The sequence below is a fragment of the Nostoc sp. PCC 7107 genome (assembly GCF_000316625.1).
GTDB lineage: Bacteria > Cyanobacteriota > Cyanobacteriia > Cyanobacteriales > Nostocaceae > Nostoc_B.
On record NC_019676.1, the window covers coordinates 3,837,932 to 3,864,537 of the forward strand.

General features: G+C 38.3%; 23 protein-coding genes and 1 pseudogene. 13 read left to right on the forward strand and 11 right to left on the reverse strand.

Annotation, left to right across the window (positions count from 1 at the left end; translation table 11 throughout):
- Positions 1-123: 123 nt before the first annotated feature.
- The gene (locus tag NOS7107_RS16595) at positions 124-1,089 is read right to left on the reverse strand and encodes a GDP-mannose 4,6-dehydratase (RefSeq protein WP_015114109.1); all 966 of its coding nucleotides are present in this window, start codon (positions 1,087-1,089) and stop codon (positions 124-126) included.
- Positions 1,090-2,314: 1,225 nt separating this feature from the next.
- Between NOS7107_RS16595 and nifB the strand changes: the two genes are divergently transcribed.
- The 3 genes from nifB (at position 2,315) to NOS7107_RS16610 (ending at position 6,060) form a co-directional block, all read left to right on the forward strand.
- Positions 2,315-3,763 carry a nitrogenase cofactor biosynthesis protein NifB gene (nifB, locus tag NOS7107_RS16600; RefSeq protein WP_015114110.1) on the forward strand — a complete coding sequence of 483 codons (1,449 nt, stop codon included), beginning with the start codon at positions 2,315-2,317 and terminating at the stop codon, positions 3,761-3,763.
- A gap of 109 nt (positions 3,764-3,872) precedes the next feature.
- Positions 3,873-4,169 (forward strand): DUF362 domain-containing protein, encoded by a 297-nt coding sequence (locus tag NOS7107_RS16605; protein WP_015114111.1) that lies wholly within the window; start codon positions 3,873-3,875, stop codon positions 4,167-4,169.
- Positions 4,170-4,830: 661 nt separating this feature from the next.
- On the forward strand, positions 4,831-6,060 hold the full coding sequence (locus NOS7107_RS16610) for a nucleotidyltransferase family protein (RefSeq protein WP_015114112.1): 1,230 nt from the start codon (positions 4,831-4,833) through the stop codon (positions 6,058-6,060).
- Positions 6,061-6,086: 26 nt separating this feature from the next.
- Here the strand turns inward: NOS7107_RS16610 and NOS7107_RS16615 are convergent, their stop codons facing one another.
- The 8 genes from NOS7107_RS16615 to NOS7107_RS16650 all read right to left on the reverse strand — a co-directional run bounded on the left by NOS7107_RS16615 (position 6,087) and on the right by NOS7107_RS16650 (position 14,643).
- A complete protein-coding gene (locus tag NOS7107_RS16615; protein ID WP_015114113.1) occupies positions 6,087-6,440 on the reverse strand; it encodes a hypothetical protein in 354 nt (117 codons plus the stop codon).
- A 98-nt stretch (positions 6,441-6,538) separates the two neighbouring features.
- Entirely contained in the window at positions 6,539-7,921 is a 1,383-nt protein-coding gene (locus NOS7107_RS27370; protein WP_015114114.1) for a hypothetical protein, read from the reverse strand.
- 244 nt (positions 7,922-8,165) lie between these two features.
- The gene (locus NOS7107_RS16625) at positions 8,166-9,332 is read right to left on the reverse strand and encodes a glycosyltransferase family 4 protein (RefSeq protein ID WP_015114115.1); all 1,167 of its coding nucleotides are present in this window, start codon (positions 9,330-9,332) and stop codon (positions 8,166-8,168) included.
- Entirely contained in the window at positions 9,329-10,459 is a 1,131-nt protein-coding gene (locus tag NOS7107_RS16630; RefSeq protein WP_015114116.1) for a glycosyltransferase, read from the reverse strand. The genes NOS7107_RS16625 and NOS7107_RS16630 overlap by 4 nt, the downstream gene beginning before the upstream one ends.
- Positions 10,449-11,252, reverse strand: coding sequence for a bifunctional 2-polyprenyl-6-hydroxyphenol methylase/3-demethylubiquinol 3-O-methyltransferase UbiG (locus NOS7107_RS16635; protein ID WP_015114117.1), 804 nt, complete (start codon positions 11,250-11,252; stop codon positions 10,449-10,451). The genes NOS7107_RS16630 and NOS7107_RS16635 overlap by 11 nt, the downstream gene beginning before the upstream one ends.
- Before the next feature lie 17 nt (positions 11,253-11,269).
- A complete protein-coding gene (locus NOS7107_RS29710; RefSeq protein WP_015114118.1) occupies positions 11,270-11,887 on the reverse strand; it encodes a DapH/DapD/GlmU-related protein in 618 nt (205 codons plus the stop codon).
- A 13-nt stretch (positions 11,888-11,900) separates the two neighbouring features.
- A complete protein-coding gene (locus tag NOS7107_RS16645) occupies positions 11,901-13,061 on the reverse strand; it encodes a glycosyltransferase family 1 protein (protein ID WP_015114119.1) in 1,161 nt (386 codons plus the stop codon).
- A gap of 25 nt (positions 13,062-13,086) precedes the next feature.
- A complete protein-coding gene (locus tag NOS7107_RS16650; RefSeq protein ID WP_157374059.1) occupies positions 13,087-14,643 on the reverse strand; it encodes a lipopolysaccharide biosynthesis protein in 1,557 nt (518 codons plus the stop codon).
- 663 nt (positions 14,644-15,306) lie between these two features.
- Here NOS7107_RS16650 and NOS7107_RS16655 point away from each other — a divergent pair.
- From NOS7107_RS16655 to NOS7107_RS16675, 5 genes are all read left to right on the forward strand, one after another.
- Positions 15,307-16,038 (forward strand): RNA polymerase sigma factor, encoded by a 732-nt coding sequence (locus NOS7107_RS16655; protein ID WP_015114121.1) that lies wholly within the window; start codon positions 15,307-15,309, stop codon positions 16,036-16,038.
- Positions 16,039-16,138: 100 nt separating this feature from the next.
- On the forward strand, positions 16,139-16,327 hold the full coding sequence (locus tag NOS7107_RS16660) for a hypothetical protein (RefSeq protein WP_157374062.1): 189 nt from the start codon (positions 16,139-16,141) through the stop codon (positions 16,325-16,327).
- A 465-nt stretch (positions 16,328-16,792) separates the two neighbouring features.
- Complete coding sequence (locus NOS7107_RS16665) at positions 16,793-17,110, forward strand: hypothetical protein (RefSeq protein ID WP_015114123.1); 318 nt, start codon at positions 16,793-16,795, stop codon at positions 17,108-17,110.
- A gap of 281 nt (positions 17,111-17,391) precedes the next feature.
- Complete coding sequence (locus tag NOS7107_RS16670; RefSeq protein WP_015114124.1) at positions 17,392-17,592, forward strand: hypothetical protein; 201 nt, start codon at positions 17,392-17,394, stop codon at positions 17,590-17,592.
- A gap of 111 nt (positions 17,593-17,703) precedes the next feature.
- Positions 17,704-18,372: a hypothetical protein gene (locus NOS7107_RS16675; RefSeq protein WP_015114125.1), complete on the forward strand. Its 669-nt coding sequence runs from the start codon at positions 17,704-17,706 to the stop codon at positions 18,370-18,372.
- Between the two features lie 425 nt (positions 18,373-18,797).
- Here NOS7107_RS16675 and NOS7107_RS16680 read toward each other — a convergent pair whose 3' ends face one another.
- Positions 18,798-19,676: an Rpn family recombination-promoting nuclease/putative transposase gene (locus NOS7107_RS16680; protein ID WP_015114126.1), complete on the reverse strand. Its 879-nt coding sequence runs from the start codon at positions 19,674-19,676 to the stop codon at positions 18,798-18,800.
- 90 nt (positions 19,677-19,766) lie between these two features.
- The gene (locus NOS7107_RS16685) at positions 19,767-20,753 is read right to left on the reverse strand and encodes a hypothetical protein (RefSeq protein WP_015114127.1); all 987 of its coding nucleotides are present in this window, start codon (positions 20,751-20,753) and stop codon (positions 19,767-19,769) included.
- 540 nt (positions 20,754-21,293) lie between these two features.
- Here NOS7107_RS16685 and NOS7107_RS16690 point away from each other — a divergent pair.
- The 5 genes and pseudogenes from NOS7107_RS16690 to NOS7107_RS16705 all read left to right on the forward strand — a co-directional run bounded on the left by NOS7107_RS16690 (position 21,294) and on the right by NOS7107_RS16705 (position 26,490).
- Positions 21,294-22,892: an NAD(P)/FAD-dependent oxidoreductase gene (locus NOS7107_RS16690; protein WP_015114128.1), complete on the forward strand. Its 1,599-nt coding sequence runs from the start codon at positions 21,294-21,296 to the stop codon at positions 22,890-22,892.
- Positions 22,893-22,946: 54 nt separating this feature from the next.
- A pseudogene (locus NOS7107_RS29855) lies at positions 22,947-23,273 on the forward strand (thiamine pyrophosphate-binding protein); the annotation flags it as partial.
- A 132-nt stretch (positions 23,274-23,405) separates the two neighbouring features.
- Positions 23,406-24,860 (forward strand): thiamine pyrophosphate-dependent enzyme, encoded by a 1,455-nt coding sequence (locus tag NOS7107_RS16695; RefSeq protein WP_367580486.1) that lies wholly within the window; start codon positions 23,406-23,408, stop codon positions 24,858-24,860.
- Positions 24,861-24,973: 113 nt separating this feature from the next.
- Complete coding sequence (locus NOS7107_RS16700) at positions 24,974-25,165, forward strand: hypothetical protein (protein WP_015114130.1); 192 nt, start codon at positions 24,974-24,976, stop codon at positions 25,163-25,165.
- 71 nt (positions 25,166-25,236) lie between these two features.
- Entirely contained in the window at positions 25,237-26,490 is a 1,254-nt protein-coding gene (locus NOS7107_RS16705; RefSeq protein ID WP_015114131.1) for a glycosyl hydrolase family 18 protein, read from the forward strand.
- The last annotated feature ends 116 nt before the right edge of the window (positions 26,491-26,606 follow it).

Sequence of the window (26,606 nt, forward strand, 5' to 3'; positions counted from 1 at the left end):
AAGTTTAGGTTAATTTAACCTCGGTGATGAAAAAGAAAAAGCGATCGCATCAGTATAATTAATTCTTGTAGAGACATTGCACACAACATCTCTACAAAATTTACAGAGTGCAGCTTCTCAAAATTACAAATAATCTTTTTGCTTCTCTTCTATCATCATTCGCACTACATCTTTCATTATGTATTGTGCTTGCCATCCTAACTTTTCTTTTGCTTTCGTTGGGTTGCCTCTACCAACTGCAATATCAGTAGGTCGTAATAAACTACTATCAGTAGTTACATATTCTTGCCAGTCTAGTCCTACACAAGCAAAAGCCTGCGCCACAAAGTCCTCTAATTTTGATGTCTCACCCGTAGCTATGACATAATCATCTGGCTGTTCTTGCTGCAACATTAAATACATCGCATTCACATACTCCGCAGCCCAACCCCAGTCCCGCCGCACCGAAAGATTTCCTAAATAAAGATGATTATCAGTTCCTTGAGCAATACGACAAGCCGCAGAAATAATTTTCTGTGTCACAAACCGTTCTGGTCTTAACGGCGACTCATGGTTATATAAGATACCAGAACAAGCAAACAAGCCGTAAGCCTCTCTGTAATTAGCCACTTCCCAAAAAGCCGTCGCTTTAGCCACACCATAAGGACTGCGCGGACGAAATGGTGTATCTTCATCTGCTGGCTGTTCACCCGTATTCCCAAAGCACTCACTAGAACCAGCATTATAAAGTTTAATCGGCGCACCGATAAAACGAATGGCTTCTAATAAATTCAAAGTCCCAGTAGCGATACTCTCTAAAGTTTCTACTGGTTGTTCAAAAGACAAACCCACAGAACTTTGTCCGGCTAGGTTGTATACTTCATCAGGCTGAATCTTTGTCAAAACCTGCAAGACACTACGAAAATCCGTCAACGCCACAGATGCTAGTTTAATTTGGTCACGGATGCCCAAGCGCACTAAATTATGAAACGAAGACATCTGCGCGTCTCGTGAAGTTCCACAGACAATATATCCCTTATTTAATAGCAACTCTGCTAAATAAGCCCCATCTTGCCCTGACACTCCACAAATAAGTGCTTTTTTTTGCATATTTTTATTCCAGCAATTTTACGTAGATAGATGTATTGTCTTAAACCCAAGGAAAAATAAAACAACCATACTATCATTATTTTTTGGGAATGCCTTCTTAACATTCCTCTTGTAAATTTGTTGGGGAATAGAGGCTAAGAGTTAGAGAAGAGATATATTTCGATTTATAAAATCAATCTTTAAGTAGGGTGTGTGATGGCTTCAGCCTAACGCCACTACGAGAATTTTTCTTTTTACTTGATAAATGACCTCTGAGCGATCGCCCTTCATTTGTGACGTAATTAACTTTTTGTGCTATCTGTTAGATATGTTGCAATTTCAATATCAGAATATTTTACTTTTTATATAAAAAAGTTAATTTTTGCAAATTATATTCATTAATTTGGCTGGTTCATAAAACGGCGGAACCCAACAATATCATACTTTTTAGTGCGATTTAATTTCATTAAACTGACAAAACTTAAGAAAATGTGAATTACATTTTTCCCTAAAAAAAAATGATATGTTGTATACAGAATTGAATTTCGCACGTATCTGGAGTAGTACCAACGAATCTACTCCAGTTTTTCCCCCTTAAATCCTTAAGCCGTCGCTATTTTTGGCAAGATTTGTGAGGGGTTGAGTACAATTTTTTGTATCCCGAAATCAGCAGCAAACACGCTCAAAGGTTTGCTGATATTGGGTTATAGCTGAGTACAAAGAAATCCTAAACCCCACTCTAAAAATACAAGAACCCTGACCTAAAAATACTAGAACCCCTACCCAAAAATAAAATTTATAAACTTTTTTATAGCTCAATATCAAGGTTTCCAGATTTGAGTACAAATCTAATAAATCCAATAAATTCTATCCAAAAGTAACTCCAGTCGAGCAAAAAAAACGACTGCTATAAATCATATATCGCCAATCACTTAAAGCTCAAAGCAAAACAGAGAGCCAAAAGTGAGTGGAGGGATGAGATAGCACCATGCCTCGGTGAATTGAAGTCGCGGCTGTACACACCAACTCTACCCAAACCCTCAAAGTTGACACACACCAGCCGAAACACAAGGATTCATAGCCTGCCATCATCTGCGAAGTTGCCCACCAAGTGGCTTTGCTACAACCAAAGGATGCACTCCTGCGGGCAGTGTGATGGCCGTGACTTCCATTCTACTAGGGCAAATAAAATAGCAACTGCATCTCCCACAGTGGCAGCTTAGTCCACCGACATTTGCGAAATTCAATGACACCACAGGTTACAGACTCCTCCGTTACTGAATCGACACCTACCCAAGCAAAATCTGGTGGTTGCGGATGCGACAGCAAAAGCAGCGCCACCGTGGAAATGGACGAAAAGCTCCAAGAACGTATTGCTAAACATCCCTGCTACAGCGAAGAAGCTCACCACCATTACGCGAGAATGCACGTTGCAGTTGCACCTGCTTGCAACATTCAATGCAACTATTGCAATCGCAAATATGACTGTGCCAACGAAAGCCGCCCTGGTGTAGTGAGCGAGTTACTCACACCCGAAGAAGCAGCACACAAAGCATTGGTTATCGCCGGCAAGATTCCTCAAATGACAGTTTTGGGAATTGCAGGCCCAGGCGACCCTCTAGCCAACCCAGATAAAACATTCCGCACCTTTGAGTTGATTGCAGACAAAGCACCAGATATCAAGCTTTGCTTATCAACCAACGGTTTGATGCTAACTGAATACATCGATCGCATTAAACAACTAAATATAGATCACGTTACTATCACCCTAAATACCATCGACCCAGAAATCGGCGCGCAGATTTACTCATGGGTTCACTATAAGCGCAAGCGTTACAGAGGTGTTGAAGGAGCTAGAATCCTGCTCGAAAAGCAGTTAGAAGGCTTACAAGCTTTGAGAGAAGCCGACATTCTCTGCAAGGTTAACTCCGTGATGATTCCCGGAATCAATGACCAACACCTAGTGGAAGTCAACAAAGCAATTCGTGAGCGTGGTGCATTCTTGCACAACATCATGCCTTTGATTTCTGCACCAGAACATGGTACACACTTCGGCTTAACAGGTCAGCGCGGCCCTTCACAAAAAGAACTCAAATCAGTTCAAGACCAGTGCGCCGGCAACATGAAAATGATGCGCCACTGTCGTCAATGCCGTGCAGATGCTATTGGCTTGTTGGGTGAAGACCGCAGCCAAGAATTCACCAAAGAAAATTTCTTGGAAATGGCTCCAGAGTACGACTTTAGCAAGCGCCAAGAAGTTCACGAAGGTATTGAGAAATTTAGAGAAGAAATCAAAGCAGCCAAAGAAAAGGCCAAAGCAGGCAAACAGCAAAGTGCTAACAATCCCAAAATCTTAGTTGCAGTCGCAACCAAAGGCGGCGGATTAGTTAACCAACACTTCGGCCATGTCAAAGAATTCCAAGTTTACGAAGTTGATGGTAGCGAAGTTCGTTTCGTTAGTCACCGCAAGATAGATCAATATTGTCAAGGTGGATACGGTGAAGCAGCCACCGCAGAGAATATCATGAAGACAATTGCAGATTGTAAAGCCGTATTGGTTTCCAAAATTGGCAACTGTCCCAAAGAAAAATTGCAGGAAGCTGGCATACAGACCGTTGAAGCTTACGATGTAATCGAGAAAGTTGCTTTAGAGTTTTACGAGCAATATATCCAAGAACTAGGGAACAAGAAGTAAAAAGTAAAAAGTAAAAAGGTAAAAGACTATATTGATTTTGCCTTTTACCTTTTACCTTTTGCCTTTGCCTTTTGACTTCACACTTCTCTCATTCGCAAGGAGAATAATCATGGCTTATAAAATTACCAGCCAGTGTATTTCTTGCAATCTCTGTGAGTCTGTATGCCCCACTGGCGCAATTAAAGTAGAAGGCACCCGCCACTGGATTGACAGCGAACTTTGCACAAATTGTGTCGGTAGTATTCATACTGTGCCTCAATGTAAAGCTGGTTGCCCAACCTGTGATAGTTGCATTAAAGAGACAAACGATTATTGGGAAAGCTGGTTTGCTAAATATAACCGCGTTATAGGTAAATTAACAAAAAAACAAGATTATTGGGAACGTTGGTTTGATTGTTATTCATAGAAGATTATGCTATCAAACATTCAAAAATACTTATTCCGTAAGCTTTAATGACTATCTGCGTCATACCAATTTAATATGAAACTCCATATAATAAAGGAGTTGCAAACAGCATAAGCTGAAGTACTCGTAGATCCCGCCCATTCAAGATTGAGATCACACAGAGCAAAGAAGAATTGAAAAAACGGCTACAGACAGCATCTTTGCGGAACTAAAAAGAAAAGCTTCAAATGTTGTCTGTGGTGGCTCAAAAGTGGTCAAGTAAAGGAGCAGCAGGAAATAGGGTTGCGCTTAGGTAGAGACGGTTCCATAGTGACAAGATAGAGATGGTTGCAGAAGTATAGGTTGGTGGACTGTCTGGCTTACTGGAAATCAAGAAAGCCACAGAAGCAAAACGAAAAATCTCCTCGGAAGCGATCGCCACACTCAAACGGTAATCGGAAACAGGACAAGGATTTAGTAGTTACGGTGCCATAGTTGAATAGTTAAAAAAAGAACAAGGATTGGATATTAAGTATGGAACAGTTTCTGTATGGGTTCGATATCGATTGGGTGCGAAACTCAAAGTACCTTTGGCGATTATCAAGAAGTAAAACAGCATTTTGCAGTGTTCGATTATTTAAACAACAAACGTAAAAACTATTTTTTGGTGTAGATATATTAAATGTCATTAACAAAAATTCTAGATTCTGAATATTCTTGGTCTCCAGAAATTGAATTTTTACTGTGCTGTCTTCATAATTGTATTGATACGAAGGTAAATTATCCTTTAGAAAAATTATTAGATCAGACATTTGATTGGGATTATCTATTCAAATTAGCTGGACAACATAAAGTTTTTCTTCTTTTATACCAAAATATTGTCCATCATCATTTCCAAAAAATACCTAAAAATATTCAGCCTCAACTGCAAGCCTATAGCGAAATCAAAATTGCTCGAAATCTTTTATTAGCTAAAAAATTTTGTGAAATACTTAATAATTTCAAACTTGCTAATATTAATATAATTCCCTTCAAGGGTTCTGTTCTGGCTGTATTTGCTTATAAAAACTTAGCTTCAAGAGAATTTAGTGATTTAGACTTTATTATAGATGAACAAGACTATTCCCAAATCAAACAATTACTAACTATCGAGGATTATCAGCCACGCAGTGAGCTAACGTGGTGGGGTCAAGACTTTGCGAGTAAAGATGATAAAATTCATTTAGATTTTCATTGGCAACTCACTCCAGCTTGCTTTCCTTATCGAGTAGATTTTCCAAATCTCTTACAGCGGAGCCAAAAAATATCTCTGCTTAATCAATCTATAATTCATCTTTCTCCAGAAGACTTACTACTGATTCTCTGCGTACAAATTGTGAAAGATGCTCATTATCGTCAAGAAAGACTAATACAAATTTGCGACATAGCAGCAGTTATTCATAACTCATCCCTTGATTGGGAATATGTTAAACAACAAACTGAAATTTATAATTGCAAAAAGCTACTGTTTTTCGGATTGGGTTTAACTATTAAGCTATTAGATATAACAATTCCATTAGAAATAAATCAAAAAATTGCTGACGATCGGGTAGTTAATTCATATATTAATCATATATGTAAGAATTTATTCACTATCAGCGATGAGCAAAAAAGAATATTTGGGATTTTTGACAAAGGACTTTGGGCAGGAATATATGGATTTATTATTAGAGCTTTAATACTATCTGATAGTTCCAATCTCTTCGGAAAACATAATCGTACATTAGTGAAACATCTACTGAGCTACATATTAACTCCCAACTCTAGGGATTTAGAATATGTATCTCTTCCTCAACAGTTATACTTTGTGTACTATTTTGTCAGACCAATGCGTTTAGCCCTAAAATTCTGGAGTCCTGCTGGCAAGTTATGAGTATCTAAATTGTTGCCCATATTATTTTACCAAGACCGATTTTCTTGATCAGTTTGCACTCTTTTAATTTGCTGATTAAGGTTATTTAAAAATGTTTTAGAATTGGTTAGTAATTCATTTAAATTTACACAGTTTGTTCCACTAGGTTGACTCTGACAACGTTGATAAATATCGGCTAACTCTATGGCTAATTTTTTTGCCTCTCCTCGCGTTTCTTCATTAAGTTCATTACCTGTAAATAGACTAGGTAAGGGATTAGTAAAAATATTGGTTCCTGTAATATCGGACTGATTATCTTGAGCTTGTACGGGTGAAATAAATAATACTAAAGCTAGACAAGATATCCCTGCCAATAAATCCAAGCATTTATTTTTCTGCATATAAATTTCCCTCCAACGAAATATCTTTTTTGCTTTACTTATGAAAATTTCTCAATGGTAGAGAGGCAATTACTAACCATACTACTTTACATTTTTAGCTAAAATTGGAATGAAAAAGCAGTACCTAACACGAAACGCGTTCCATCTCCTGCACCTGTTATATCACGTAAAGCAGGAGTAATTACAAAAGGGATATTATGGAAGGGAATTACAGATACTCCAATACCTAAATCTTGCCCACTCCATTCGACAATAAAACTTGCTGGTTTAGCTACACGAACAGCAATATTACCAAATATATTGATATTATCATCGCCATTAGCAACTGCATCTTCAGTGCGGAACTGCCCACTGCCAACTCCAACTGTTAGAGCTACTCTACTAAAAGGTGAATTGAGATTATCTTGTGTCCGAAAAATTTTGGTAGCAACTCCATAAACGGATTGTTCAAAGCTATTAGCATCACCAACGTTTATAAAGCCATTCCAACCTACAGCCAAACTCCAATCTCCTGGAAATTGGCGATGTACCTTTGCGTTAAAGCCGCCACTACCAAAGTCTCTGTTACGTCCAAAACTAGCAAAGGTGTAAGATAATTCTACACCAACTGATTTCCACGCATCGCCTAAACCAACGCCTATACCTGCTCCTAAGTCATCATCATTAGAAAACCGTCCTCTTGGTTGATAGCTAACACTAGCAAAAACTGTATTTTTATCGCTACCGAAACCAGTGGGAACATAAATACTCAAACTAGGAGAATAAAAAAGTGGCTGAATTTTAGTCTTTTCTATGGAACGTAGTTCATCTAACACTTTTTCTACTTCTTCATTAGATGTTATCTGTTCTTCTGGTGAAGCACCAATAATTTTGTGGATTCGATAATTTTTTTGATCTACCTTGGGGATTTGTGGTGTAGTACTATGCAAAGGTGTTTGTAGAAGTGCAGATGCTTCGCGTAAGGGTATACCACAGTCCGAAGTCGAACCCAATACTGGAATAGAGGAACAACTGTTAGGTTTTTGTTCATCTAGTTTTAGAATCTCAGGTTCTTCAATAGGTAGACTTGTTTGGTTTTCTTTATCGAGAAGATGTAAGTTTTGTTGAGCAACTACCTGGGATTTTAAATTTAAAGTCTGTCTGTAGTAGCTATTTTCTGTAGTTGCAATATCACTGATGACAAGTTTGTATGGCTGTTTTAGAGAGAGCAAGTCATCTGGCTGACTGAGCGTAGAAAATAATGGTTGCGCTTGCTGGCTGTTTTCAAAATCAAAAGATATGCCTTCTTCCGCTACCTCTATTTTTGAGTTAGGAAGTGCAGAGGAATATATTTCTCTTTCAGCAGCTTCTACAGGGTTTGTTTGATTTATAACACTAAATACAAGTGCTATAGCTAATGGGATTTTATAACTTAAGGATAAATACGTAAATAATATTTTTTTATAATTTTCAGCAGTTTTACTTAAAAAAAATAAGTTCATATTTATATACAACTGAGTTAAATAACGGAGTAAAGGCTATTAAGCTCTTTTATTGAGAACATCAGCTACTGTAGCTCAGTAAAAATAAAAATTCGGAACTAGTAATAATTATACATATTTCTAAAAATGTTCATAGTTAATACATAATATAAATATATAATTTTATACAAATAAAATACATATATTTACGTAAACTATGTATAACTGCATAGTTAAGTTATCGACTGAGACTACAATAGTTCAATTATGGAGTTAGATATAATTTCTTTGTTGACGTGGCTTGTTGGATAGCTTGCTTCAATCCTTGCGCCATCTTTTCTGGAGTGTAATTAGAAATAATTTGGTGCGATCGCACTCCCATCTTTTTTCTCAAAGCTTCGTCTGCAATCAAACACTGCAAGGCTTGGGATAATCTAGCAGCATCTTTGACTGGGACGATAAATCCATTAGCTTGATCTTCTACTAAGTCTTCAACCGCACCGGCTGTGGCAGAACAAATAATCGGCAAACTTGCAGTCATCGCTTCGTTAAGTACTAGTCCCCAAGTGTCGCTGCGAGTGGGAAAGACAAAAATATCTGCGATCGCATAATACTGGACTAAAGTGCTTTGCGGTTGAAAACCTGTAAAAACAACATTACTCAATCTATTTTCTTGACAATATAGATAATACTGTTGTGCTTGTGGCCCATCACCAGCAATCACTAAGTTCACGGGCTTGTCTTGTGATAGTTGGGCAAATGCCTCTAATAATTCTGGGATGCCTTTTTCATCAATTAATCTACTTACACAAAGAATCACCAGACCTTGCATACCAAGCTTGTGTTTCAATAGTTCTTGGTTTTGGCGGTAACGTTCTGTTTCCGATACAAAGAAATTGTGATCAACAGCGTTAGGAGCAATCCAAATCGAGTTTTTGTTTGCTCCTAGATGTTGCAAGTAATCTCTTTGTGCCTTACCTGGTACGATATAACCATCAGTTTTGCTTACAATCCAACGTTTCAAAGCCTCTTTATATCTGCTGTCAGAGCGTTCATCTTTTAGCGTACTCTCCGACCAAATCAAGAAACGGGTTCGGGTTAGTTGAGCATACACCAGAGCTAACCAGTAAGTGTAATGATGCCATCCTCCACAAATAATTACATCTGGTTTTTGCTGCCGCAGCTGATAAATTACTCCTGGGTTTAAAAAAGTAGGCGCACTTTGGTAAGCTTTGCCTACTTGTAAACCCCACAGCACTCGGTAAGTAAACTGAATTTCTTGTTTGGATACCTGCCAACTTCTGCGGCTCTCTGTTTCCGCTAGAAAAAATACTTCTAATTCAATATCTGCGTCTTGAGCCAGACAATTAAACGGAGGGATACGGTAAGGTGAAATAATCTCTGTTAGGATAATTACTTTCAGCTTTTTCATATCATTTCATATATGCGAAAGATTTCTTGCTGCATCTTCTCTAAAGAAAACTTTGATTGCACTAGTTCTAATCCTTTGCATCCCATTGTGCAAGCAGATTCAGGATTTTGTATTAAGCTATCAATAGCCTCTGACAAAAGTTGAACATTGCCTACAGGTACTAATAAGCCTGTTTCTTGATGACTAACAATTTCTTGAACTCCTCCTACATTTGTAGCAACGACAGGTTTACCTGCTGCCATAGCTTCTAAAATAACTAAAGGTAAACCCTCTGCATCCGAAGGTAAAACAAGTAAATCCGCAGCTGCTAAAAGTTGCGGAATATCAAAACGCTGACCTAAAAACCAGACGAAATCATTAATTTTTAAATCAAACGCCATATCTTCTAAATATTGACGATATGCTCCATTTTGTTCTAAATCTTCACCTATAATTAGGTAAATTATTTTTTGAGTGCGATCGCGCAAACTCCCAGCAGCTTGAAGTAAAATATGTTGACCTTTGCTCTTACAAAGTCTACCGACATGAACAACTACTGGGACATGGCAGGGAATATTTAAATTCTGACGAGCAATTTCTGGTGTAATTTTTAATTCAGTATGTAAAGGCGTACCGTTATAAACTACGTGAAATTTACGCTCATCAAAGCCTTCAGCAATTAATTCTTGCTTGACTTGTTCAGAAACAGCAATAATAGCAGCGCAGCAAAAACGACTAGTCAACCAGTTAAGAGCTTTTTGGTAACTTCTGACAAAACCATTGTTACTAAGAGGATCTCGCAAGTGTGCGTGGATAATTACTGGTATACCAGCTAACTTACCAGCAATACAAGCCAAAATAGAGCCAGCAAAGGGAGCATGAACGTGAATTAAATCAACTTCCTGCTTTCTAGCTAACTTAGCCATATTTATAGCTGCATCCCAATGAAAAGAGCGACTAGTATTTAGATGATAAATACTGACACCTCTTTGCCGCAGCATCTCACAAAAAGACCCCTCAGTTGGTGAGTTAACTAACACATCCCAACCTCGACGTAGAGCTTCATCTATAATATTAAGACAAACAATATTACCACCTGTTACCTGACCATTAATAATGGGGTAAAGAATTTTAGGTTTAGTATTCATCAGTCTTTTTTGTACCTAGCAGAACCAAGTCTGCTCCACAAAAGTTATCTAAGAAACTTGCACGCTCTATAATTTGTGACTTAGCAACAGATGAACCGAAAAGTTTTTGAGCAAAATTAGTTGATCTGTAGATTTGGATATATCTTTGGAAGTCGCTTAAAAATGCTGAACCAATAACTTTTAAATTACTTAACTTAAGAGAGTTAGCCAGTTGGAACAATTCATGACGAGAAAAAGCCCCTTCATAACCCAAATACCACTTTTTTTGGTGCTGAAGATAAGCTTTTAAAATTTCATGCGGTAAAAATGCTATATTTGGAACGCTAATGGCGATAATCCCGCCTTCTCGCACTAGATTAATATGAGATTCTATCATTTTTAAGCGTTCGGGATACAGAAAATGTTCTACTGTACCAAAAGACATAGCAACATTGTACTGACCATGTATATTAGGGTTTAAATTCAGCGCATCTTGAAGCAAAAATTTTGCTTTTAAATTATTAGATCGAAAGCATTGTTGTGCTAAATCAAGTGCTTGTTCACTGTAATCTAATAAAGTTACATCTGCACCTAAAGTGGCAAAAATAAAACTATAAATGCCTAATCCTGAACCTACTTCAATAGTTTTGAGTTTGTCAATATCTCCTATACAAGTATGGATATAATTTTGAATTTTCTTTCCTCTAATACTATTTGATTCACGTTTTACCCACTGCCAAAATTCAGTCATATTTTTTTCGGTTGACTGACTCCACACTTGATTCCACAAATAAGGATTACTGGTTATTTGCATTTTAAATTTCCTGCTTTTCACATAGTTAGGTAAGATTGTTCGCGTTCGTCACTATTACTTAAATTGCGAATCTTTTTAGCTGGAATACCTGCCCATAATTCATTTGCTGGAACTGCTTTTGTGACAACACTCCCTGCACCAATGACTGAGTTATTTCCAATGAAGCAACCAGGAAGGACAATAGTACCTGCACCTATCCAAACATTCTCGCCAATAATAATTCCCGTTTTGGTTTCGTCCCAAGATAAATTACCAGATGTTTGCTTGGTGGAGATTACATGATTAGATGCTATGAGCGATACTTGTTGAGCAATTTTGGTATCGCGCCCAATTAGAATTTCGCCCCCCGCAGCCCGAATATTAGCATGAGAACCAATAAACACCCGTTCTTGAATTATCAATTGACCTCTAGTTTTACTGTCAGCAGACTTAGCTAACACTACAATTTCAGAAAAAGCACCAATGCAAACATCAGGTGCAATGAGTACCGCATTGATATCGTCAAATTGAAATACTGATGGAAAAGAAATGTATACTCCTGGATTGTGATACATTACTTCCTGTTGCGCCCACCATTCTTTAATTAAATATTTAGGCGCTCTTAGTACAGATTTAATTCTATGCCATAATTTCATTTAGTTAATAAAATTATTGATATTTAGGTATAGTTTTTAACACTTGCTCCATTACAGCCCAAGTTTCACTTGCACATTTGTCCCAAGAAAACTTAGCTGCTTGTTGCTGTGCTAACCAGGAACGGTAGTGTGCTTGGCTAGAGTTTGTCAACAGTGTAACTAATTTATCAGCCAGCGTCGCAGTATCATTGAGAGGAACTAAATAGCCTCCATCATTAACAACCTCTGGTAAAGAAGCTACATTAGAAGCTATCGCCACCGTTCCCGTCGCCATTGCTTCGCAAACTTGCAATCCGAAGCCTTCGTAAAGGGACATCTCTAGATAGATGTCTGCGTCACGATACAGAATAGGTACATCGTCATTGGGGACAAACCCAGTAAAGTAAAGTCTGTCTAAACAACCTAGTTCAGTAGCTATTTGCATTAAATTAGATTTTTGCCAGTCTGGACAACGCCCAGCAATAACTAAAGTGTGAGGAACTAGATCAGTAATTCTACCAAAAGCCTGCACTACTTGTTCGGGAACTTCACGGCGATCGCCTGTGGCATAAATCAAAATATATGGTTGTGGTATAGATTTACACCAATTTGATGAAGATTGTGTGGCTGCTTGGAAGAATCTATGATCTGCGGCTGCGTAAGTAACACTGACTTTTTCAGGACTAACTTGAAACTCTTTGATTAAAGCAGTTGCTGTACTTTGAGAAACTGCGAGTAAATGAACTGCCCGACGGCAAGTATTTGGTAATACTATTTCAGTCAAACATTGACTTAAAAACTCATACCAAGATTGATTGCAAAAATTTTTAGTCTGCTGACGATAAAGATGAGGTAATTCATGAATGGCCAGAATATATTGCACAGGTAAATAAGGGAGTGCAGTTTCTCCTAATATATGTAATAAATCTGGTTTAAGTTCTTTTAATAAGTTAGGTAGAGTGAAAAAATGCCAGAGATGCACTGAGTTTAACTGTAATGTATATATTCTCCAGTTAAGACTGGTAATTTTAAGCAAGCTAACAGCTTCTTGACGTATTAATATAGTAAAACGAGCGATAGGGTTTAACTTTTGTAATGCTTGTAATAAAGATATAGCATAAACTGTTGCACCTTTACCATTTAAAACAATACAAGTAGCATCTATACATATATGAGAGTAATTGTTTAGCAGCATGAATGGATAATTTAATTTTGTACTTCTATATTTTCAATTTTCTATTTTGGCTACTTATCAACATACTTTTTATTTGATATTTATACCATAGAAATAATAAACCATAGTTTATTACCGTTACTATGCCTATACTAATTATCTGTATTTCAGGAAAATAAGATTGTAATTGAAAATTTATAAAACTAACTGTAAAACAGATGATCATAGGGATGAGTGTGTCTTGAAATAGCCAACGCAAATATTCATTAGGTAAAATATAAAAATGGGTAATTCGAGAAAATAAAAGATAGTATACGGTATTTAAGATAGCCCAAATTATGGCTGCACCTATTAACTCGAAACGCGGCAAAAGTAAAAAAAACATTGGCGTTGCAAATAATACACTAAAAGTACCAAATAAAGCATAGATTTGTGGTTTACCAATTGCTAGTTGTAAGAGATATTGGACTTGAATCATACTACCCATCAGTATTCCAAATGATAATAATCGCAACGGCTCAGATGCTTGTGTTATAACTTCTGGTGAATGAGTCCAAATTTCTAGAACAGTGGGAGCAAAGAATATAAATACCGTTGCTATGGGTGTAATTAAAATAGTTATAAACAAGCTGCTTTTATGAAAAGCATATTTAAGTTTATCTATTTTACCTTGAGCTATAAGGATAGTTAAATGTGGTGAAATCGCCACCATGAATGGTTGAAAAATCGTAATTATACTGCTGGCTAAAGTGTAGGCGATCGCATAATAGCCAAATTTCTCTAAACTTACAAATTTTGACAATAATATTTTATCTAACTGAGTCAATAGTAACGAAACTAAGGTTGTCCAATTGACTGTCATCGCAAATTGCCAAATTTGCTGGATAATCTTTATCTCGAAACGAGCTTGAATATTTTTTATAGGTAAGTTCTGCCAAGCTAAAATTACAAATAGAAAAACTTCAATAACTGCTATTAGCCCTTGCCAAAAGAGAAAAAATACAATTGTACGTGATACCCATAATAAAATTGCTATTCCTCCTAAATCTCGCAAAGTTATAATTAAACATTCAAAAATATTTAAACTCACCTGTTTTTCTAGACCAATCAAAGTGCTTTTATAAGGAGTAATAGCCCAACGAATAGCTATTGTGAATCCTAAAATGACAACAGCCCAATGTATAGTTTCAGAATTAAGTTTATCTGCTTTTAACCATTGAGTAGAAATTATTGGAGTTAGTAGCACCAGGAGTATAATTAAAGCCACACTCATGCACCAATAAATAATTTCTGCGGTTTTTAATAAATTAGGAATAGTAGTTTTTGACTCTATAGTGGAGTTGCGTAAAGCTACTTCTCGATTGAGGGTTGTACCTAAACCTAAATCAAGTAAATTGATAAAAGAAGTTATGGTGTAAAATGCTCCGATTAAACCGTAAGCTTCTATCCCTAAATAATATAAGTAAATTGGGACTAATAAAAAGCTGAGAAGATTAGTCCAGAGTTTGCTGATGTAGTTGGTAATTATATTTAGCTTTAATTGTGATAAGGAAACATAATTTTTTATTAGTTTATTCATTTTGATATAATTTGTTACAAACAATTACACAAAAGTTGAGCTTGTGAGAAGGCATTACTCACAGGCGAATATTACGGCTATTGTATAAAGATTTATTGAAAATTCAACTAGATGTTTTGCGTAAATTCCCTGAAAATTTACGTAATATCACTGAGGCAACAATTATTGATCTAAGGTGATGATAGCTGTCGTTTGCTTTGCCAATTTTTGGCGAAAGAATTGGCAAAGCAATTTGTCGTACTTGACTACTACTCTTACAATGTCAACAAGCCACCAAATACAAACCTTTCAACCCTATGATATGAAGTCCGCTTAATCACTTACGATATGTCATTGCGAGTGGAACGAAGCAATCGCCTAGATTCTGCGATTACTTCACTTCGCTATCGCTACGTACCCTGCGGGAAGCAAGCTACGTAATGACAAGTAATTTACCGGACATGATATGACATCCTCTAAAATTACGTAAATATTTCTGTATTTTCACTTGTTTCCGTAAAAATACGGTTTCATCAAGCAAGTTGATGTATGTAGTCTAAATACATAAGCTCAATGATGAGCTAGATAACACTTAAAAAGTCATTAAGATAGGGTGATAATAACGATTTTTGTTCTCTCAGTCGCAATCTGCACAGGCAAGCTTAACTACATAGATTGACACGTATAGTTCATCTCCCTGAATAAGTTATGATGAGTAATCAAATAATTGCAAACTCAGAATTGCATGTTTGCGCTAGTTTTTGGTGGCTATGGCAGAAGTATCGACATTATCTTCATTCTTGCTGTCTCAAGTGGATGGGTGGAAACCCAACTGATGCTGAAGACGCGCTCAGTCGGGCAATGCTCAAGGCTTGGGAAAAGGAGCAAAAGTATGCCGGGAAAATTTCTAATTTTAAGGCTTGGCTGACAAAACTGACTCATAATCTCTGTATTGATATTCATCGAGAACGTAGTCGGGGTGAAAATCAAGTTGAAGATATAGAAGTATATACCTCTGGTGAGGAGCTAGGACTGATTTTTTGTGAGGATACACCAGAAAGTGCAATGGATAGTAGTGAAGAAAGGACTGTAATTCTTCGTGCCGTTCATAATTTACCGCATCGGCTACGTGAGACGTTTATTCTCCACTTTTATGGAGAACTATCTTATCCAGAGATAGCCCAACAGCAAGATATTTCTTACGATAACGTCTGCAAGCGCATCTCCCAAGGACGGAAGATTTTGCGTGAGGAATTGAAAGGGTATTTTTTAGGCGAGGATGAAAATAATACAAATTTATCAGTTGCATCAACTTTGCCTGATAATACAGTGCATTCAGGAGTTAGAAAAAAAAGTCGCTCAAAAAATTCAGGAATTGGCGATGGTAATCGTCTTAAAAGTAGAAAGGCGAAAAAGAAAAAGAAATCTAATCTCGTCTAACCACTAAATTACAACTTGACGCAAGAATAGTTGGGGAAAACTTATGTTTGTTCAGAAAGATATAGAAATGGGACAGTTCGATGTAAGTGTACAGATCGACATGAATCAAAATTTTCAACTTGTTCCAGAAAATCCAGAGACATTCAATGTAAATATGCCATTTCTTTTATTTCGCACTCCCAATCGACCAAATATTCAGGTTGATAACCCGCAACAAAATATACTATATCGTGTAGAAAATAATAATGGAAATCTAGTTGTTGAGGAGTATCCGATAGAGAACAATTAAGAGGATAATCGACTTCCTTATGAAGCGCCCTTGTTAGGCAAGCATGGCAAAGTAAATGATAAGTAAGTAGGCACAATTAAACCGAACTGTGTAAACTTATGTAAAGCGGCAGAAAGGCTTTAAATATAAGCTTTTAAGCGATTTACATTTCTTAATCTAGTGGTATTTTTTAGCGCCCACCTACTTACTACTACCACTGTGCCGTTCAACGCAATTTTTGATAATCCCTTCGCACCAGTAAGTGATTTTAGTTTTGCTTTGCTATAGCGTGCATCAGGTAGTTAGGAAATAAGGTTCTAACTCGAAAAATTCAGAAATTGACGACTGAAATCGTCTTAAAGGTGGAGATACGAAAGGGAAAAATCAATCCGATTTCGTCTTGCCACAAAATTGCAAATTGACAAAAGAGGCGGTTTTAGTAGTAACTGTCAAAAACTAGAAGGAATAAAAAGGAGACTGAGGATCATGTTAAAAAAACTTATGCTCAAGCTAATCACATTAATCATAACTATGGTGTTTATGGTATCCTACACCACTTCAGCACTGGCAGTACCAATTACTATTAACGCACATGCCGAGGTTGGAATTAATCCAAATATAAACTTAACATGTGCAGCAAGTGAAGAGAAAGAAACTACAAGCCTTTGGTTTGTGGTAAGAGTTCAGGGGAAACCAGACCAGGTAATACAACAAATTAATGTGGGAGAATATCCGAAAAAAGTGGATACGGGTGCGTCCACAGTGATTTATAACAACGGTAATAATGCAGCGAAGTGTTGGTAGAAACAGAGAAAGAGAAGAGGGAGTGAAGAATTGTTTAGTTTGAGAAATAAATGCGATCGCTTTCTCCTTAAGCTTAAGACGAAGAAGCGGGATCGCCCTTAGTTCAATTTGACTATGATAGTGCGATTAGCTTTGGTAACAGTGCTACTACGCTAATCGCCCTTTCTTATTAATTCAACTGGTGCATTTATTTGAAAAAAAGCACCTAACTCAAAAAATTCAGAAATTACACTTTGGAATCGTCTTTAAAGTGTATAAGCTCAAAAACGGAGGAATTAATTATGGCAGAAGAAACCAAAGATAATAGTGAATCTCAAGAAGAGAATCAATCTGAAAATGAAGATAATCGACTTCCTTACGAAGCGCCAAAATTACGCAAGCATGGCAAAGTAAATGATACTACTACTCTCACTGTGCCGTTCAACGGAGTTTTTGATAATCCCTTCATAGCACAAAGTGATTTAAGTTTTGCTTTGCTATAGCGTGCATCAGGTAGTTAGGAAATAAGGTTCTAACTCGAAAAATTCAGAAATTGACGACTGAAATCGTCTTAAAAGTGTAGACAACAAATAAAATCTCAAAAGGAGAAAATTATGTCACTTACCACAACCCAATCCTACATGGAAAGTACTTTAACTTTACAAACAGCCTTAACAGCATCAAAAAAAACAGTAGACATTCAAATTGCTCCAGATGATCTCAATACTCTAAAAGGCTCGGATTATAAACTTTGCTTTGCCAAGAAAGTTGGGGATAATGATTACAATGTTGTCTGGCAGTCTTTTACGGCATATCTTAGCAACAATAGTTTTTTATGGACTCCCCAGTACCAACTTTTCGGTAGCAATATCTTCCAAAGTAATATCGAAGTAAAAGTATCAACCAACACCATAAAAATTGGTCTCGGAGAGCAAAGTATTCTGAGTAAAGCAGGATTGCTCCAACCACCATCAACCGGGGGAGAACCCACAGGATTCACTTTAAAAAACGAGTTTGGAAATATCCATCCAGGGGTTAATCAAATGTCGTTTAACACTATTACTGGGAAAGAAGTAAGCACACCAATCTATGTAGCTCAAAACCCAGTAGTTATTGGAGATACACTCCTGACACCCGTTGAGAAAGTACTAGTATGGTTCGAGCAGAATATTGAAACCAGTACTATGTTTAGCAACTCGAGATCTAAATCAGTAGAAATCGATTTAACTCAAGATAATTCCGCTACTCGATTGTATAAAAATGGGTCTTGGATCACCCCATAATCGGGACAATAGGATTACCTTAGTTTAATTTTTCAGGGTGTGTTACTTCGGTAGCTCATCCTTTCCTAATTTTAATCTCTAGTGCGATTTCAATAGTATAATTAACTGCTCAAACAATTGTCTAAAGTGCGATCGCGCTTGTGGGATTAGGAGTTTCCATGTATCACGCTCGTTTTAAATTAGGTAGTGGTGCGATCGCGCTTATGGGATTAGCAGTGGTTCCCGTCCTCGCTGTCTTGATTATCAAGCGATCGCGGTAATGGGGTAATATTAATTGCGATGCCCTTGACAATCACTTCGTGCGATAGCGAAGCGCTGACTTGTCAGTTCGCATTTGTGGGGTTAGCAGTTTGCATACATCGCTGATTTTTTACTAGATAGCAAATAGTGCGATGCGCTTCCACTCAACCTACGCAAAATATAAACTAGATATTTTCCCGATTTAACCAAACTTGTAAATCAGCCATACTGGTAAAATCAAGCAATGCTTCACTAAGATTTTCTAACTGTTCCAAAGATAAAATTTCAACCTGTTGACGAATATCCTGTGGTAATTCCCCCACCCGTCGATTTAGTTGACGGAGAATGAGCGAGAAAGCCTCAACTTCTCGTCCCTGTTCTCGTCCTCGTTCTTCTCCTTCCTTTATTCCCTCTTCCTTAATTTCCCGATAAACCCTTGTTTCCTTAAGTGTAATTCCTAACATTTCCTCGACCTCCCGTTGACTTTTATCATCAAACTTGTACACCATTATCGTTGTGATTAACTCTATTATGGCGCGATTTCCGACTTGAGTTTCTTGTTTGCGATTCCTCGCCAACAAATACCTTGCTTCCTGTGTTGCTTGCTCATCCTCAAGGGTAGTTAATACCATCAGTGCTACCCACACAGGTAACTCACGAATATCACCCAATTCATCCAAATATATGCGATTTACCTGTGGGCTGTTAAGTTGACTCAGATAAGGACGAATATCACTTTGTTCAAGATTACGGGATGGGTAAATTATTACTACCTGCAAATCACTAAATCTGTCTCGGTTACGATAGAAATATAACCAAGATTCTGCAAATACCCTTTCATAGAGTCTTTCATCCTTTTGAAACTGTACCTCACAGAAATAAACAACCCCAGGATTTTCGCTTTCTGGTGGTAAAAATACCCCATCAATCTCAAATTTTGGTTCTTTAACAGCTACCGAATCAAACCTGTATTTATCTGCATTTTCTGGTGGATTTGTCAATAGCTCAAACAGTAAAGTTGGGGATTGTTGAAATAGTTTATAAAAAATTGAATCTCGACGCATGAAAATTTTTACTTGAAAATTGCACCTGCTCAATTTTAAGCTTTAAGTGCTTCCAGCCAAGCCTAAAAATTAGCCATATCCTAGAATCAATCATCTCTGCAATCCCACTACATCCGACAAAATCACATCACACACGTTAGATAACCCAGGTAAACTATCCTCTCGATAAAGTTGTCGTATTGGTACTATATTTGCCAAACGTGCTAATAAAGCAAATTCACGCGATCGCATATCTCGCTCTAACTGCAATGATTGAGGATATCTGTGAGTAATTAGGTGCATTAAACCAATTTGAGGAATAATTGCTTCTATGCTGGGTGCAGTTAACGACTGCTGACGCTCTCCCAAAACATAAATCGCAGCTAGAGGTAAGGGTTGAGGATGGAAACGCCACGCTGATAGATGATTTTGATTTAACTCCACAAAATGCTTATCAGTTTGGCTAAATACCCGCGATAACTCTGCTTCTGAACCGTAAAGTTCATTTACCGCTGATTTCCACAACCGCAGACGAGGATAACCAGGTTGAACCAGGAAACTATTGTCACAGTCAGCAAGAACGGCAATGTCATCAGCTAAAATCGGATAGCCTTGTTTTGCTAAGGCTGCGGCGGTAGTTGACTTACCTGCTCCTTTTGCACCTATAATTGCGATCGCGCAATCATCTACTTTAATAACGCTGCTGTGGAGACAGATTTTTCCTTGTAACCGTAAAGCAGTCCCAATAATGCAACCAATGAGAATCGCGGTTACTTCAGCCAGGGGTAAATTTACCCAGTTAATCCAGATTTGTTTACCATTGGGAGCAATTTCTACATCTAATTTTTCCTCAATACCACAAAGAGATAGACAATAGTAAATACCATCGGCTTTTTGTTGTGTGTACCAATCAGAGCGATGCTGTTTTTGTTCTATTTTTTCTTCATGAGAATGTGGGGATAATTCACCTTCTACTAAATTAATCTCTACATCTATCGTTGTAGTGGTTGAGGTGGGAATTAAGATTGGTAGCGGTCGGTTTGCGCGTAAGGTTAGACCATAGACCTGGTAGTATACTGCCTCAGTACATAGGTACATGTATATATTTCCTGAGTTTAATTCGGATGTACTAAATTTAGCGATTTAGCTTTGTTGTTTCTAACATCAAGTGCTTTTTGCGATCTTAAATGTAACTGATTGTATACAATTATCTTCTGTTTGGTAAATTTTGACTTATTGATTCATTTCAATTTTTAACAAATAAGCAAATATACTCTTACATAATCAATATATATTTACTTAGGTTCAGTAGATATACTGAAGCATCAAGCAAGTTGATAGCTTAAGCTAATCAATTGGAGGGGAATAAGTTTATTCCTTTTTTGACACTTACCCCAATCGCCAAAATCAATTTAGACAAATGCAACTGATTACGCTTAAAATCACCAAGATTTTAAGTGTAGAAAAATTTTTAAAGAATCAAAATTAATAACTTGGGTGATTGAAATAGAGGTTGAAATTTACTATCTTCGTTGATTTTTCTATACAAATCCCAAAATAGCGCTCTCGAAGATATCAGTAGGCGAGGAGGATGCTCGCCTCAGTGGCTGTATAAATCAAGGATAAAGGAGTATAAATATGACAGACAACAACATTCTAGATGTGGCAGTTGTAGGAGGCGGAATATCAGGAGTATATTCTGCTTGGAGGCTGCTAACCGATGGGGGCAAAAAATCGGTTACGCTTTATGAAGCTGATAAGCATATTGGAGGTCGCCTTCTTTCTGTTAAGCCACCAGGTATCGATAATATGGTGGCTGAATTAGGAGGGATGCGTATTCTACCTGAATGTATTCAACCCTTAATTAACACACTCATCTCCAAATTAAATTTCCTAGCAAATAATTCAGACTCGGACATTACTCACATCGATTTGTACGATTTCCCGGTGAACGACTCACCTGCATCTGATAATATTGTTTTTACACGAGGAACGTCATTCCGTTGGTCAGATATAAAAAACCCGCCTGATAACATTCCTTACAAATTGCCTGAAACAGAAAAGGGTAAATCACTCGGCGAAATTATCCTAGAGGCTATCAAGATAATTCTCAACGACCCAGAAATTGATAAATGCTCTTCAGAGGAAGTTCGCACAAAGGTTCAAACCGCGACCTATGGTTCTCAAAATCTCCCTCTTCATCAGCAAGGATTTTGGGATATCTTAACGCAAGTTATAAGTTATGAAGCTTATAAATTTGAGCAGGATGCTGGCGGGTATTCCACAACTCTAAGTAATTGGAATGCTGCGGATGCTATTGCTTGGTTTCTGGCAGATTTCAGTCCTAAAGCAACTTACCGTGGTTTTGCCCAAGGTTATCGACAAGTTGTAGTGAACATGGCTAAGTTGTTTACCAATGCTGGTGGTAACATTGTCTGCGACCAAAAATTAGCTAATTTCGACTGGGACGGTAATGTTTTTACGCTCAAATTTGCCAATGGCGATACTGTCAAAGCTAAAGCATTAATCCTTGCTATGCCCCGACGTTCGCTGGAACTTATCTCATGCGGAAATAAATATTTGAGCAAGGATGAAACTAGCAAGCTTATTAAGAGTGTAACACCGCAGCCAGCTTTCAAGATATTTTCTACTTATTCGACACCGTGGTGGCAAAAGTTAAATTTGAGCTTAGGACGGAGTGTTACCGATCTGCCCATTCGTCAAACTTATTATTGGGCTAATAGTCAGGGAAAACCAATTGAGGATGGACCTGCAATGCTTATGGCTAGTTATGACGATGGGAACAACCCTGATTTCTGGAGTGGCTACCGCGATTGGGAAGGCGTAAATTTTAAATCGATGGGTTTAAGAACAAATGATTTGAAATGGAAGGACAAGACACCCGAATGGAGTGATTACGAACCAAAGCAGGAACAAATGAAAGCTGAAATGACGCGGCAATTAGCTGAAATTCATGGAGTTTGTAAAGACAGCATTGAGCCAAACAGTGTTTGTTTTAAGAACTGGGCTGAAGATCCGTTTGGTGGTGGTTGGAACTTCTGGAATATTGGAGTTGAAAGTCAGAAGGTCATGAAGGAGATTATTAAGCCAGATTTAAACGTACCACTTTATATTTGTGGAGATGCTTATTCCAATTGGCAAGGATGGGTGGAAGGTGCCTTAGAAACTGCAAATATGGTATTAGCGCTACCTGAGTTTAACGTGAAACCATTATAAAAGATTTTCAATAACTGCATTTCTAGCTATTAAATACATAACACGACAAATAAGATGACACAAAAGCAACAGCGTTGGACTCGCGACTACGTTTTTGATGTTCTACGCTCACTTGGCATTCACTATATCTTCGGTGTTCCAGGTACGAACGAGATTCCGATCATTGATGGTACATCCTATCCAGAAAATGAAGTCCAATACATTGAATGTTTACACGAGAACATTGCTATTGGTGCAGCAATGGGTTCTGCACGTATGACTGGCAAACCAGGGGTGTTGCTTGTTCATGTCACACCTGGTATTGCTCATAGTATCGGTAATCTCTTTAACGCATGGCGATCGCATGTCCCATTGGTCATCCTTTGTTGTCAGCAGCAAAATGAGCTAGTGACACAAGAGCCGCTCCTCGCTTCAAACCTTGTCGATTTGGCGCGGCAGTACACGAAATGGGCGCATGAGATACGGACACCGGAAGAAATTCCCCTTGTTCTACAGCGTGCTTTTAAAGAGGCAATGGCACCACCAAATGGGCCAGTGTTTGTCGCTGTCCCTTGGGAGTTCATGATGCGTAGTATCAAAGCCGACGACCGTATCCAAGGTATCACGCAAATTTCGCCCCATTTCACTGGTGATCCATTGGCAATTGAGCAAGCGGCATCCATGCTTGCACAAGCGAAAAACCCAATTATCATCGCTGGTGATGCGGTTGGCTACTCAAATGCGTGGTCAGAACTGCAAGAACTTGCCGACCTGCTAGGCGCTCCAGTTCTGCTCCAAACGTTCAGCAGCATGGCGAACTTCCCGAACGATGACTTCCACTGGCAAGGAGAACTCCCTGGTAGCCAAGCGGGGGTACAGGAAGTGTTTAAAGAGCATGATGTCGCATTTCTCTGTGGTTTTGGAGTTCAAGCTCAAGTTACAGTTTTCAAACATTCTGATGGGCCTCTGATTCCTTCCACCGTTAAGCAGATTTATCTCACAAACAACACTTGGGATATTGGCAAAAACTATTATGGGGAGGCAGCAATTTTTGGTGATATCAAAGCAACACTCCCTCTCATCAACAACCTAGTTCGTCAAAATCGACCCGCCGAGGCAACAAGTAGGAACAAAAAACTGCTGTGCCTCGACACAGAGCGACGTAAACACTGGCAGCAATATCTGGAACAAGCATTGTTACAAGATGAAATCTGGGCTGTCGTCATTGCTCAGGCGCTTCGAGAGGCAATTCAGGAGCAAAAACTGGAGAAGAAATTTGTCTATGTGCATGAAGCTGTTTCCGATCCTGCGCCATTTCAGTATCTTCTCCCACTCGATACCCAAAGTTCGGCACCCATTAGCTATTACTGTGTAGCTGGCGGCTCACTGGGTTGGTCAATGCCTGGTTCACTGGGAATTAAACTCGAAAGCCAAGGCTGGCAGGGTATTGAGACGCGCTTAGTTGTTAATGTTATCGGCGATGGCTCATCACTGTTTTATCCCCAAACTTGGTGGACTGCGGCACATCGACAACTCGGCGTACTCTATATTATTACCAACAATCAAGAATATCATACACTCCAACTTGGGCTACAGCAGGTTATTGATGCGTATGGCTCGTCCGAGGGCTATGGCTGGAAGCCAAAGACTAACGACCCCGAATATCTGCGAATTGAGAAACCCCAACTCGACTTTGTTGCGCTTGCAAAAGCATTCGGTGGTCAAGAAGGTGAGATTGTGAAAAGTCCCCAAGATGTTGGAATTGCTGTGAGGCGCGGCATTGAGTATGTTTTATCGACCCAACGGTCGTATATCCTCGATATGCGGACTGCTCAAGCCACGCCCACACCGCCATCCACCGATATAGAAACTTTCCAAGTCTCCGCTCGTTATCTGACGCAACCGCCACTTAACTTTTTCCACTGCCACACAGCAAATGAAAAGACAGGTATTTTTGGCTCAGTAGCGAACGTTGCGATTATTCCTTAAACATTTTGAAGAAGTGGAGAGCGATGGCGTAAAAAGACGAATACGCCAATCGCACTTTACTTATCACGAAATCATTTACGACGGAATTATTTTATCAAATGGAGAAATTAACTATGGCAGAATTACCAAAAAATATGAGTGAATCTCATGAAGAGAATCAACCTGAGAAGGAAGATAATCGTCTCCCTTATGAAAAGCCTAAATTACGCAAGCACGGCAAAGTCAATGATACTACTTTGTCAGTTCCTACACCAGGCACCAAGTTCGATACTCCTTTTGTTGGAATTCCTAGAGCTATATCTTAACTATAAGGTAGTAACTGGATTTTGTTTCGCTAAAAATTTGATTCAATCGTGAACTTAAAGAGGCTATCAAAATGTACAAGACAATACAGACGGTTTTTGTCGGAGATGGGAATTATAACAACCTAATGAATAGCATAAAGGGTGGTCAACGACCATTTAAATATATGGACTACCTCTACGTCGCATTTGCAGATCTTAAACCTAATTCTAACCCTCCACAAATCTACTTCAAATCTGAATACGAACAGAATGTTAGGGAGATTATTGCCGAAGCTAAAAAGCAAAATCCAAGCCTAATAGTGTTTGCACAAGTTAATTGGGCGAGTACTCTTGCCCCACTTGACACTGAAGCCAAAATTGAGGCATTCGCAAAGTCTATTCCGCCATTTTTGAAGCAGTATGGACTTGTCGGCATAGATTTTGATTGGGAACAAGTACCCTTCGATATAAACCTAGCCTCTTATCTATTTACTCAAGTAAAAACACAGATTGGTAGTGAGGCATATCTTTCTATTTCAGCTGACAAGACAACATCTCTTAAGCCTTCTGTTGTAAACCAGTATGTAGACATAGTTAATGTGCAATCATACCAGCGATTATGGCTTGTTGATGAGTTCATTGACTTTGGAATTGACAAAAACAAAATCTACATTGGAATAGCAAGTGAAAATGATGACCCGAATGCCTTTTACCCTTCAGGAGGAGGTGTCTCAGATTATATTAATAAGTGCGTTGACACAGGCACAGCTGGTTTATATTTATGGCGTATAGATAATGATGATACGGATCATGCAATAAATGTACCTCGGTATACAATAACTAAACAAATTTGGCAATTCACCAAAGGTACAATGGCAACCGAAATCGGTGGTGGCGTTTTTGAAGACACTAACATGAGACGTGACGCTAAAGGTAATCCCCAGGCAGTACCACCAATCACGGAGATGATAGTTCGCTATGGAAATGTTGTAAACGCCATTCAGACTATTAACGGTGATTTGAAGTTGCCTCAGCATGGTGGTTATTCGGGTATTGCAGCACCTACCATCAAGCTGGACGAGGGCGACAACATTATCGAGGTTTCTGGCTATACAGGGACGTGGTTCGGATGGAATTGTGTGCTTCAACTGATGCTGACCACCAAGAATGGGAAGACCTATGGTCCTTACGGAAGCATGGCAGATGCGTCACAAAAAATACCTTTTAGCTTTAAGGCACTTACTGGGCAATCGATTGTGGCGTTCAAAGGTACTCTTATCAGTATACCACTGAAAGACGCTCCCGAAACCACTGTTATTGAGAGCCTGTCGGTATCTTTTGCTTAAGTTCTGATTCTTCAACAAACACAAAGGTCTCACTTTTTTTATTTTTGGGACTTCCAAATAAATAGATATCCAAAATCTTCATACGGGATGGGCAAGAATGCTCATCCTATATGAAG

Excerpts from the sequence above, each read along its gene's own strand:
- NOS7107_RS16595 (WP_015114109.1), bottom strand. The coding sequence starts at position 1,089 with ATGCAAAAAAAAGCACTTATTTGTGGAGTGTCAGGGCAAGATGGGGCT.
- nifB (WP_015114110.1), top strand. The coding sequence starts at position 2,315 with ATGACACCACAGGTTACAGACTCCTCCGTTACTGAATCGACACCTACC.
- NOS7107_RS16605 (WP_015114111.1), top strand. The coding sequence starts at position 3,873 with ATGGCTTATAAAATTACCAGCCAGTGTATTTCTTGCAATCTCTGTGAG.
- NOS7107_RS16610 (WP_015114112.1), top strand. The coding sequence starts at position 4,831 with ATGTCATTAACAAAAATTCTAGATTCTGAATATTCTTGGTCTCCAGAA.
- NOS7107_RS16615 (WP_015114113.1), bottom strand. The coding sequence starts at position 6,440 with ATGCAGAAAAATAAATGCTTGGATTTATTGGCAGGGATATCTTGTCTA.
- NOS7107_RS27370 (WP_015114114.1), bottom strand. The coding sequence starts at position 7,921 with ATGAACTTATTTTTTTTAAGTAAAACTGCTGAAAATTATAAAAAAATA.
- NOS7107_RS16625 (WP_015114115.1), bottom strand. The coding sequence starts at position 9,332 with ATGAAAAAGCTGAAAGTAATTATCCTAACAGAGATTATTTCACCTTAC.
- NOS7107_RS16630 (WP_015114116.1), bottom strand. The coding sequence starts at position 10,459 with ATGAATACTAAACCTAAAATTCTTTACCCCATTATTAATGGTCAGGTA.
- NOS7107_RS16635 (WP_015114117.1), bottom strand. The coding sequence starts at position 11,252 with ATGCAAATAACCAGTAATCCTTATTTGTGGAATCAAGTGTGGAGTCAG.
- NOS7107_RS29710 (WP_015114118.1), bottom strand. The coding sequence starts at position 11,887 with ATGAAATTATGGCATAGAATTAAATCTGTACTAAGAGCGCCTAAATAT.
- NOS7107_RS16645 (WP_015114119.1), bottom strand. The coding sequence starts at position 13,061 with ATGCTGCTAAACAATTACTCTCATATATGTATAGATGCTACTTGTATT.
- NOS7107_RS16655 (WP_015114121.1), top strand. The coding sequence starts at position 15,307 with ATGATGAGTAATCAAATAATTGCAAACTCAGAATTGCATGTTTGCGCT.
- NOS7107_RS16660 (WP_157374062.1), top strand. The coding sequence starts at position 16,139 with ATGAATCAAAATTTTCAACTTGTTCCAGAAAATCCAGAGACATTCAAT.
- NOS7107_RS16665 (WP_015114123.1), top strand. The coding sequence starts at position 16,793 with ATGTTAAAAAAACTTATGCTCAAGCTAATCACATTAATCATAACTATG.
- NOS7107_RS16670 (WP_015114124.1), top strand. The coding sequence starts at position 17,392 with ATGGCAGAAGAAACCAAAGATAATAGTGAATCTCAAGAAGAGAATCAA.
- NOS7107_RS16675 (WP_015114125.1), top strand. The coding sequence starts at position 17,704 with ATGTCACTTACCACAACCCAATCCTACATGGAAAGTACTTTAACTTTA.
- NOS7107_RS16680 (WP_015114126.1), bottom strand. The coding sequence starts at position 19,676 with ATGCGTCGAGATTCAATTTTTTATAAACTATTTCAACAATCCCCAACT.
- NOS7107_RS16685 (WP_015114127.1), bottom strand. The coding sequence starts at position 20,753 with ATGTACCTATGTACTGAGGCAGTATACTACCAGGTCTATGGTCTAACC.
- NOS7107_RS16690 (WP_015114128.1), top strand. The coding sequence starts at position 21,294 with ATGACAGACAACAACATTCTAGATGTGGCAGTTGTAGGAGGCGGAATA.
- NOS7107_RS16695 (WP_367580486.1), top strand. The coding sequence starts at position 23,406 with ATGGCACCACCAAATGGGCCAGTGTTTGTCGCTGTCCCTTGGGAGTTC.
- NOS7107_RS16700 (WP_015114130.1), top strand. The coding sequence starts at position 24,974 with ATGGCAGAATTACCAAAAAATATGAGTGAATCTCATGAAGAGAATCAA.
- NOS7107_RS16705 (WP_015114131.1), top strand. The coding sequence starts at position 25,237 with ATGTACAAGACAATACAGACGGTTTTTGTCGGAGATGGGAATTATAAC.